Origin of the sequence: Bacillus haikouensis, from assembly GCF_013179555.1 — a bacterium.
In the GTDB taxonomy this organism is placed as follows: domain Bacteria; phylum Bacillota; class Bacilli; order Bacillales; family Bacillaceae_B; genus Rossellomorea; species Rossellomorea haikouensis_A.
In genome coordinates this window covers 1-611 of the sequence record NZ_JABMCR010000617.1, presented here as the reverse complement: position 1 = coordinate 611, position 611 = coordinate 1, and the positions used below count along the sequence as shown (strand labels likewise).

The window sequence follows — 611 nt, the reverse complement described above, 5'->3', positions numbered from 1 at the left end:
AGAAATATCCTGCCGCTGCCGGCACATCATAAGGAGCTGGCCATTGTGATCGACGACTTGGGAAATGATATGGAGGGAACAGAGGAAATCCTTCATCTGCCGGTAACGCTTACCCTAGCCATTATGCCGTTTTTACCGACGACGAAAGAGGATGGAGAAATGGCCCACAGGCTGGGGCATGAGGTAATTGTCCACCTCCCCATGGAGCCGTTATCCGGTAAGGCAAGCTGGCTCGGACCCGGTGCAATCACGACTGCATTATCAAATAAAGAGATTCGGAGCAGAGTGGAAAAAGCGATTGAAGATGTTCCTTATGCCGTTGGCGTCAATCACCATATGGGATCGAAGGCGACATCAGATGAACGGGTCATGAGAATTGTGCTCGAGGTATGTAAAGAGAGAGGTCTGTTCTACCTTGATAGTAAAACAACAGGCAAGAGTGTCATCCCGAAGCTGGCGAAAGAACTTAAGGTACCCTATCTTGAAAATGAATTATTCTTCGATGATATATACACACTCCGGCATATTGGAAAGCAGGCGAAACGACTATCGCATGAATTGGATAATGATGAAAGCACGGTAGCGATCGGTCATGTAGGGATAACGGGAAT

1 protein-coding gene is annotated in these 611 nt (G+C 47.6%); it reads left to right on the top strand.

Features of this window, described 5'->3' with window-relative positions:
- Window positions 1-6: 6 nt before the first annotated feature.
- A partial coding sequence (locus HP456_RS24695; protein ID WP_312857817.1) for a divergent polysaccharide deacetylase family protein occupies window positions 7-611 on the top strand: 605 nt, incomplete at its 3' end.